Origin of the sequence: Azospirillum sp. B506 (assembly GCF_000333595.1) — a bacterium.
Taxonomy (GTDB): Bacteria; Pseudomonadota; Alphaproteobacteria; order Azospirillales; family Azospirillaceae; genus Azospirillum.
Map to the genome: position 1 here is coordinate 1 of NZ_BADK01000632.1, position 7,810 is coordinate 7,810.

The window sequence follows — 7,810 nt, forward strand, 5'->3', positions numbered from 1 at the left end:
GCAACCCCTTAGCCATCCTGTAGCTGGCGCCGATGACCGGGGTGGGGCCATCCTGTCGCGTACAAGACACGGTGCTGCTGACCGGGCTGAACCTGATCTGCCTGACCGCACTCGCCCTCTGGCACTTCCCGCTGCCGTGGGAGGAGCCGGTGCGCTCGATGGCGCCGCTCTATGCCTTCGGCGTCTGGCTGTCGCTGACGGTGTCGTCGATCTTCATCGCCGGCTACGTCTTCCGCGTCGCCGCCGAGGCACGGCGCTTCGCCGACGCGCTCGCCGCCTCGCAGGTGGCGCTCGCCCGCGAACAGCGGCTGGGCGCGCTGGGCGCGCTCGCCGCCGCCGCCGCGCACGAGCTTGGATCGCCGCTCGGCACCATCGCCGTGGTGGCGAAGGAGCTGGCGCGCGACCTGCCGCCCGACAGCCCCTATGGCGAGGATGTCGAGCTGCTGCAGAGCCAGGTGATGCGCTGCCGCGAGATCCTGGCCGATCTGGCGCGCAAGCCCGAGGCCGATGGCGGCGACCCGTTCGAGCGGCTGCCGCTGACCGCGCTGATCGAGGCCGCCGCAGCCCCCCATCGCCTCGGCCACATCGATTTCGCCGTGGAACCGCACCCGGTCGGCGAGGCGGAGGAACCCTTCCTGCGCCGCAGCCCGGAGATCATCCACGGCATCGGCAACTTCATCCAGAACGCCCACCAGTTCGCCCGCCACAAGGTGACGGTCGCCGCCGCCTGGGATGGCCGCGGCATCACCATCACGGTGATGGACGACGGCCCGGGCTTCCCGTCCCACCTGCTGGGCCGCATCGGCGAGCCGTACCTGTCGGTGCGCGGCGAGCGCTCCGGTCCCAAGGGACAGACGGGCGGCGGGCATATGGGGCTGGGCATCTTCATCGCGCAGACGCTGCTGGAAAAGACCGGCGCGACCGTGCGCTACAGCAACAATCCGCCGGACAGCAGCACTCCGCCCGCTGACCAGACCGCCGGCGGGCATGCCACTCAGGGCGGAACGGGTGCGCGGATTTCCGTGCGCTGGAAGACCATCAACGCCAAGAAATGAGGTTTCACGGTGGACACCCTCAAAACAACCGATGACCTGCTGTCGGGCGATGCCGTCAAACTGACCTTCACTGGCGACGTCACCCGCAGCCTCCTGATCGTCGACGACGACGCCCCCTTCCGCACGCGGCTGGCCCGCGCCATGGAGAAGCGCGGCTTCAACGTCGTCGCGGTCGACAGCATCCAGCTCGGCATCGAGGTGGCGCAGGAATCCGCCCCCGCCTTCGCGGTGGTCGATCTGCGGCTGGGCGATGGCAACGGGCTGGACGTGGTGTCGGCCCTGCGCGATGCCCGCCCCGATGCCCGCATCGTCATGCTGACCGGCTACGGCAACATCGCCACCGCGGTCGCCGCGGTGAAGGCCGGTGCGGTCGATTACCTGCCGAAGCCGGCCGATGCCGACGCGGTGGAATCGGCGCTGCTGGCCGACGGACGGCCGCTTCCGCAGCCGCCGGAAAACCCGATGTCGGCCGACCGCGTCCGCTGGGAACACATCCAGCGCGTCTTCGAACAATGCGACCGCAACGTCTCGGAGACCGCCCGCCGCCTGAAGATGCACCGCCGCACCCTGCAGCGCATCCTGAACAAGCACGCGCCCCGCGCTTGAGCCGGCGCAGTTTCGTTCTGAAAAGAGAACGGCCCGCCCGGAAAGGGGCGGGCCGTTCGCATCTGTGGCGGCCTCACCGGTCAGGCGGTGCGGTCTTCCGTGCGGCAGGTTTTGATGCCCAGCAGGGTGTAGGCCGGGCACATGCCGACGAAGGCCGTCAGCAACGGTACCAGCCCGACCAGCCCCCACAGGGATTTGGGTCCGACGACGGTCAGGGAAATCAGGATCAGTCCGACAATGGCGCGCAGTGCGCGATCCACCGGACCCATGTTGCGGCAAAGCATGGCGGCACCTGTTGTGATGGGACGACGATGTCCGCTCTACACCCGCGCCGTGATGCCGTCTGTGATTGAGTCACGCTGGAAACGACAGCCCTAATTCGACCATGTGCCCTGCGTCGGCTGAACCGGCCGATCTTCGAGGAATTCGATCATGCGCCGTTCGATGCGCAGCAGGACCTCACGGGCCGGCAGGCTGTGGCATTCGCGGCTGTGGTCGCGGATCTGCCTGATAGCGGTTACGATGGCGGAGTCATGGCGATGTGGCATAACCGTACCTCCATCCAAAGAGTATAGGTACACTATACCTTATTTCGTAGTACTTACAGCTCAAAATGCGTATGCAAAACAATTTGGCACCTATTTACAATTTGTCACACGGTTGAGGCCGCGTAACGCTTTTCTCCAATGCCAGCAAGGCCGTCGGGTCGAGCAGCTGGATGCGGCCGCGCGAGAGGGCAACCAGCCCGCGGCGTTCGAACTCCTTCAACTGGCGGCTCACCACCTCGCGGGCGGTACCCAACTCCACCGCCAGGGCCTGGTGGGTGATGTCCAGCCCGCCGGCACCGTCGCGGCGGTCGGCCAGGAGGCGGGCGAGGCGCAGGTCGATGCGGCCGAAGGCGACCTCCTCGATCAGCATCATCATGCCGGTCAGCCGGTTGCCGAAGGATGCAAAGACGAAATTGCGGAAGGCGGCGGAGCGTGCCACCAGATCGTGGAAGGGGCCGGCCGCCAGCGCCACCGCGTCGATGTCGGTCTCTGCCACCGCTTCGGCACCGTAGGGAGCGTCGGTCAGCAGGCAGGCGGTGGTGACGATGCAGGTCTCGCCGCAGCCGACGCGGTACAGCAGGATTTCGCGGCCGGTCTCCGACGTCATCTGCACGCGGACCGCACCGTCTAAAACCATCAGGAATGTGTGACAACGGTCGCCGGGACGGAACAGGACGGTTCCGCGGGGAACGTTCACGCGGTGCCCGGCGTTGCCGAGACGGACCATCGACTCCGGTTCCAGTGTCGCCAGTTGCGGGAAAAGTGCGGGGATCTCCGCAGTCCAGCCGGTGCGATCGAACGTCATGGAGCCTGTCCTTCCGAGTAACCCCCATTATCATCGGCTCTGCATCGATGGTCCATACTGCACTGCAACAGGGTCAGGAAGGCTACCCACTGCGCGCCCATTGCTCGCCGCATGCACTGGATGGCCGATGCAACGGCTGGACTAACACTGCGTTTCAGCCAATCGGACGAACCGCCGAGCCTGCCCGCCGGACAGCATCAGCTGCCCGAAACGGCGGATCGGGCAAACGGATGGTCCTATGGCCGCGCTTTCTGGTCGTTACGCGAGGAGGACCCTTTGGCCACCCAGGAACTTCAGGAACATCCCCGACGCAATACCCCTGAGTCTCGGCGGGGCCCAGGTTCCGTCTCCCCCGGGATCTCCTATGATCTGTCGGCCAGCGCCGCCAGCGCCGTGCGTCGGACCACCGGGCTGTTGCGCCGGCACAAGCTGCTGATCGGTACGGTGATCGTGGTCGGCACCGGGTTGGCGGCCCTGGTCGCCTTCCGGATGACGCCGCTCTACACCGCCGAAACGCTGATCATGGTGGAGCACCGCAAGAACACCGTCCTCAATTTCGAGGGCGTGGTGTCCGACATGACCCCCGACATCAGCGCGCTGCAAAGCGAGGTCGCCATCCTGAAGTCGCCGGCCTTCGCCGAAAAGGTGGTGACGAAACTCAAGCTGATGAACGATCCGGAATTCAACGCCTCGCTGCGTCCGCCGCCCCCCGCATGGCTGTCGGCGCTGAACCCGCGCAACTGGATCCCCGACAGCTGGAAGCCGTCGAGCGGCGTCCCGCTGTCGCCGGAGGAGATCGAGCGCAACCACCTGACCTCGGTCGTCAATGCCGTGCTCGACAACACCTCGATCCGGCCGCAGGGACGTTCCTACGTCATCGCCGTCAGCTTCGACAGCGAGGATCCGCGCAAGTCGGCGCTGATCGCCAACACCATCGCCGACCTCTATCTGGTCGACCAGCTCGACGAGAAGTTCAAGGCGTCCAAGCGCGCCACCCAGTGGCTGGAGGAGCGGCTGACCGACCTGCGCAAGGAGGCGCAGACCACCGGCGATGCGGTGGAGAAATACCGGACCCAGCATGGCCTGACCACCTCCTCCAACAACGAGAGCACGGTGGTCGGCCAGCAGCTGAGCCAGCTGAACGCCGACTATATCCTGGCCCGCACCAAGCGGCAGGAGGCGGAGACCAAGCTGCGCGACGTCACCGCCATGGCGAATTCGCCGCGCGGCGCTTCGGCGGTCGGCGACGTGCTGGGCTCGCCGCTGATCCAGGCGCTGCGCGAGCGCGAGGTCGATCTGCAGCGCCAGATCGCCGACGCCACCAACCGCTACGGCAGCAAGCATCCGATGCTGCAGGCGCTGCAGAGCCAGCTGCGCGACCTGCAGGGCCAGATCAAGACCGACGTCGGCAAGATCGTCTCCAACCTCAGCAACGAGGTGGAGCTGGCCAAGGGCCGCGAGCAGTCGTTGAAGGCCAGCCTGGACCAGGCGGAGGCCAAGCAGAACGAGCAGCAGCAGGCGACCGTCGGCCTGCGCACGCTGGAACGCGACGCCGGCACCGCCCAGTCGATGTACGAATCCCTGCTGACCCGCTCGCAGCAGATCGCGGCGCAGACCGACATGCGCCAGCCCGACGCCCGCATCGTGTCGGAGGCGTCGATCCCGCTCGACCCATCGCAGCCGAACCGGAAGCTGATCCTGCTGCTGGCGCTGGTGGCCTCGGGCACGCTGGGCGTGCTGCTGGCCATGCTGCGCGAACGCGCCGACAGCGGTTTCCGCAGCCCGCACCAGTTCGAGACGGCGACCGGCGTCCGCAGCCTGGGAATCGTGCCGCGCATCCCGCGCTTCGGCGGCTCGCCGGCCGCCTATGTGGTGGACAAGCCGATCTCCGCCTTCGCGGAATCGATGCAGAACCTGCGCACCTCGCTGCTGCTCGCCAATCCGGACGGCCGGCACCGGGTGATCCTGTTCAGCTCGTCGGTTCCCGGCGAAGGCAAGAGCTCGGTCGCCGCCGCCTTCGCCCGCACCTGCGCCAATGCCGGCCAGCGGACGATCCTGGTCGACTGCGACCTGCGGCGGAAGAGCCTGCACGAGATGATGGGCATGTCCAACGCCCGCGGCCTGTCGGAAGTGCTGTCCGGCACCGCGGCGCTGGAGGAGGTGATCCAGGTCGATCCGCGCACCGGCCTGCACGTCATCTCCGCCGGCCATGGCAGCACGCTGCCGCAGGACACGCTCGGTTCGTCGGGCATGCACCAGCTGCTGTCGCGCCTGTCGGTCAATTATGACCGCATCGTGCTGGATTCGCCGCCGGTGCTGGCGGTGTCGGAAGGCAAGCTGCTGGCGGCGCTTGCCGACCAGACCGTCTTCATCGTCCGCTGGGGCATGACCAAGCGCGGCACCGCGATGGCCGGGCTGAAGGAGGTGATCGAGGCCGGCGGCGAGGTGGTGGGCGTCCTGTTCAGTCAGGTCGATACCCGGCGCCACGCCCAGTACGAATTCCCGGACAGCGGCCGTTACCACGGCTACCGCCGCTACTACGCGAACTGAGGAAAAGCCCCCTCTCCCATAGTCGGTCGGACCGGCCGAGGGCGGGAGAGGGCTTTCTGCGTTGCGCATCACGATTTTCCAACCACCGAAGAGCCCATGAATGTCCGCTGGACACCGCATCTTCCGGAACATCCGCGCCCTTGCCGCCGCGAAGGCGGCGACGATGGCGAGCGGGCTGGTCACCGCCGCCTGGACCGCGCGGGTTCTGGGACCGGACAGTTTCGGCGTGCTGGGCTTCGGCACTTCGCTGATGGCCTATGCGGCGCTGTTCGTGAACATGGGCCTGTCCACCTACGCCATCCGTGAGATCGCCCGCAACCGCGAGCAGGAGGACCATCGCGAGCGGGCGGCCGAGCTGTCGGAACATGTGCTGACCCTGCGCACCGTTCTGGCCTTGGTGGTCGGCGTCCTCTATGCGGCCTTCGTCCTGTCGCTGGACAAACCGATGGAGGTGAAGGCGGTTCTTCTGGTGCAGGCGGTCCAGCTGCTGGGGAACGCCCTGGTGCTCGACTTTGTTTACCAGGCGACCGAGAAGATGGGGGTGATCGCCACGCGCGAGATCGGCACCTCCATCGGCTCGATGCTTCTCGTCTTCCTGCTGGTGCGTGGGCCTGAGGACGCCATCACCGCAGCCGCCATCACCGGCGGTTCCATCACCGTCAACGCGCTGGTGATGATCGGCCGCTTCCGCCGCGACTTCGGCCATCTGCGCCCCAGGGTCGACCTGAAGGTGTGGCGCGAGATCCTGACGGCGGCGACGCCGATGGCGGTCGGCGTCTTCGCCTGGGCGATCTTCACCCATCTCGACGTGGTGATGCTGGGCTTCCTGGCCCCGCACACCGAGGTCGGCTGGTACAGCGCGGCGGTGAAAATCCAGACGCTGGCGAATCTGGTCGGCAACATCGTCATGAACGCCTTCCTGCCGCAGCTGGCCGCCGCCTATGGCGAACTCGGGCCGATGCGCGACCGGATGCGGGCCTATGCCGGCGTCATGCTGGCAGTCGGCGGGCTGGTCGTCGCCGGCGGCTTCGCCCTGGCGCCGTCCATCCTCGGCACGCTGTTCGGTGACGCCTATGCCCCGGCGACGCTGGCGCTGCGATTGCTGATGCTGGCCTCGGCGGTGGTCTACGCCAACATGATCCTGGGCAACCCGCTGCTCGTCTGGCACCGGCAGACCGGCTACATGATCGCCATGCTGTCCGGGGGGGCGCTGAACGCCCTGCTGAACATCTGGTGGATCCCGCGCTACGGCATCGAGGGCGCGGCGATGGCGACCTTCACGGCCGAACTGGCGGCCACCGTCGCCATCGCCTGGATCCACCGGCAGGCGGTCGGCGAGCTGTATGCCGGGATCACGGCGCGGGCGGTTCTGTGCGCCGGTGCGGCGATTGCCACGGCGTTGGCACTCGACCGTGTCGCCGCCCCGCTGTTCGACCGGATGCCGGCACTGGTGCATTTCGTCGCCGGCAGCGTGGCGATGGTGGCGGTTTATGCCGTCGTGGCCGTGCTGACGGGATTGGTCCACCTGAAACGGTTGCGCCGGCTGACCAGCGCCACGGCATGAGAGGGGCGGCTTGAAAGGAGCGGGTCTTGGCCGGACGGATGGGTGCAACCCTCAATTCCGCAAGGCCGGGTCGCCCTATGCCGGCAGCCGGAACAGAATGTGCCTATTGCACCACTTTCGAACGTCTCTGTTGGTGCCTCCAAGCATTCATTTTGCCGCGACGGGGGTTAGTACCATTAATACGGCAAAGAAAAGCAATCATAGTCTTTTCATCGGACGGTGATTTCTGAAACACTTCGCGCTGCACAACGCCAGTTACGAGGTACTTCATCGTCACGGCGAAGTCACAATAAGAAAACAATTTCGAATTTCGAGGTTTCTCCGTCTGCCTGCTTGGCAACAGGGCATGGCGGCCGGGGCGTCTCCAAACTTTCGGCAACCCGCCGCCGGTGGCGGGGCCTCAGCAAACGGCAGGAGCGACGATGCTTCCCAAGACTTTTTCCGATCGTAACGTCTGCGTCCTCGGGCTCGGCTATGTCGGCCTGACGCTGGCGGTGGCGATGGCGGACGCCGGCTTCCAGGTGCATGGGGTCGAGGTGCGGCAGGACGTGCTCGACAAGCTCGGCCAGGGCAACCCGCACTTCCACGAGCCGGGCCTGACGGAGAAGCTGCGCCACGTCATCGCACGCGGCCGGCTCACCTTCAGCCGCAATCAGGAGGATTGCGCAAGGCCAGCTCTCAT

8 protein-coding genes are annotated in these 7,810 nt (G+C 66.7%); 5 read left to right on the plus strand and 3 right to left on the minus strand.

The window, feature by feature from the left end; genetic code table 11:
- Positions 1–32 precede the first annotated feature (32 nt).
- Entirely contained in the window at positions 33–1,055 is a 1,023-nt protein-coding gene (locus tag I71_RS18850) for an ActS/PrrB/RegB family redox-sensitive histidine kinase (RefSeq protein WP_280109897.1), read from the plus strand.
- A gap of 36 nt (positions 1,056–1,091) precedes the next feature.
- Positions 1,092–1,661 (plus strand): ActR/PrrA/RegA family redox response regulator transcription factor, encoded by a 570-nt coding sequence (locus I71_RS18855; RefSeq protein WP_083897251.1) that lies wholly within the window; start codon positions 1,092–1,094, stop codon positions 1,659–1,661.
- Positions 1,662–1,741: 80 nt separating this feature from the next.
- On the opposite strand, the gene I71_RS18860 is transcribed toward I71_RS18855, so the two are convergent.
- The 3 genes from I71_RS18860 to I71_RS18865 form a co-directional block, all read right to left on the minus strand.
- Positions 1,742–1,945, minus strand: coding sequence for a DUF2892 domain-containing protein (locus I71_RS18860; RefSeq protein WP_042696455.1), 204 nt, complete (start codon positions 1,943–1,945; stop codon positions 1,742–1,744).
- Between the two features lie 90 nt (positions 1,946–2,035).
- The gene (locus tag I71_RS38375; protein WP_159107404.1) at positions 2,036–2,209 is read right to left on the minus strand and encodes a hypothetical protein; all 174 of its coding nucleotides are present in this window, start codon (positions 2,207–2,209) and stop codon (positions 2,036–2,038) included.
- 94 nt (positions 2,210–2,303) lie between these two features.
- On the minus strand, positions 2,304–3,014 hold the full coding sequence (locus I71_RS18865) for a Crp/Fnr family transcriptional regulator (protein ID WP_042696457.1): 711 nt from the start codon (positions 3,012–3,014) through the stop codon (positions 2,304–2,306).
- Between the two features lie 393 nt (positions 3,015–3,407).
- On the opposite strand from I71_RS18865, the gene I71_RS18870 reads away from it, so the two are divergent.
- From I71_RS18870 to I71_RS18880, 3 genes are all read left to right on the plus strand, one after another.
- The gene (locus I71_RS18870) at positions 3,408–5,564 is read left to right on the plus strand and encodes a polysaccharide biosynthesis tyrosine autokinase (RefSeq protein WP_244433915.1); all 2,157 of its coding nucleotides are present in this window, start codon (positions 3,408–3,410) and stop codon (positions 5,562–5,564) included.
- 100 nt (positions 5,565–5,664) lie between these two features.
- Complete coding sequence (locus I71_RS18875) at positions 5,665–7,128, plus strand: flippase (RefSeq protein WP_042696461.1); 1,464 nt, start codon at positions 5,665–5,667, stop codon at positions 7,126–7,128.
- A 422-nt stretch (positions 7,129–7,550) separates the two neighbouring features.
- On the plus strand, positions 7,551–7,810 hold a 260-nt coding region (locus I71_RS18880; protein ID WP_042696463.1), incomplete at its 3' end, for a 3-hydroxyacyl-CoA dehydrogenase NAD-binding domain-containing protein.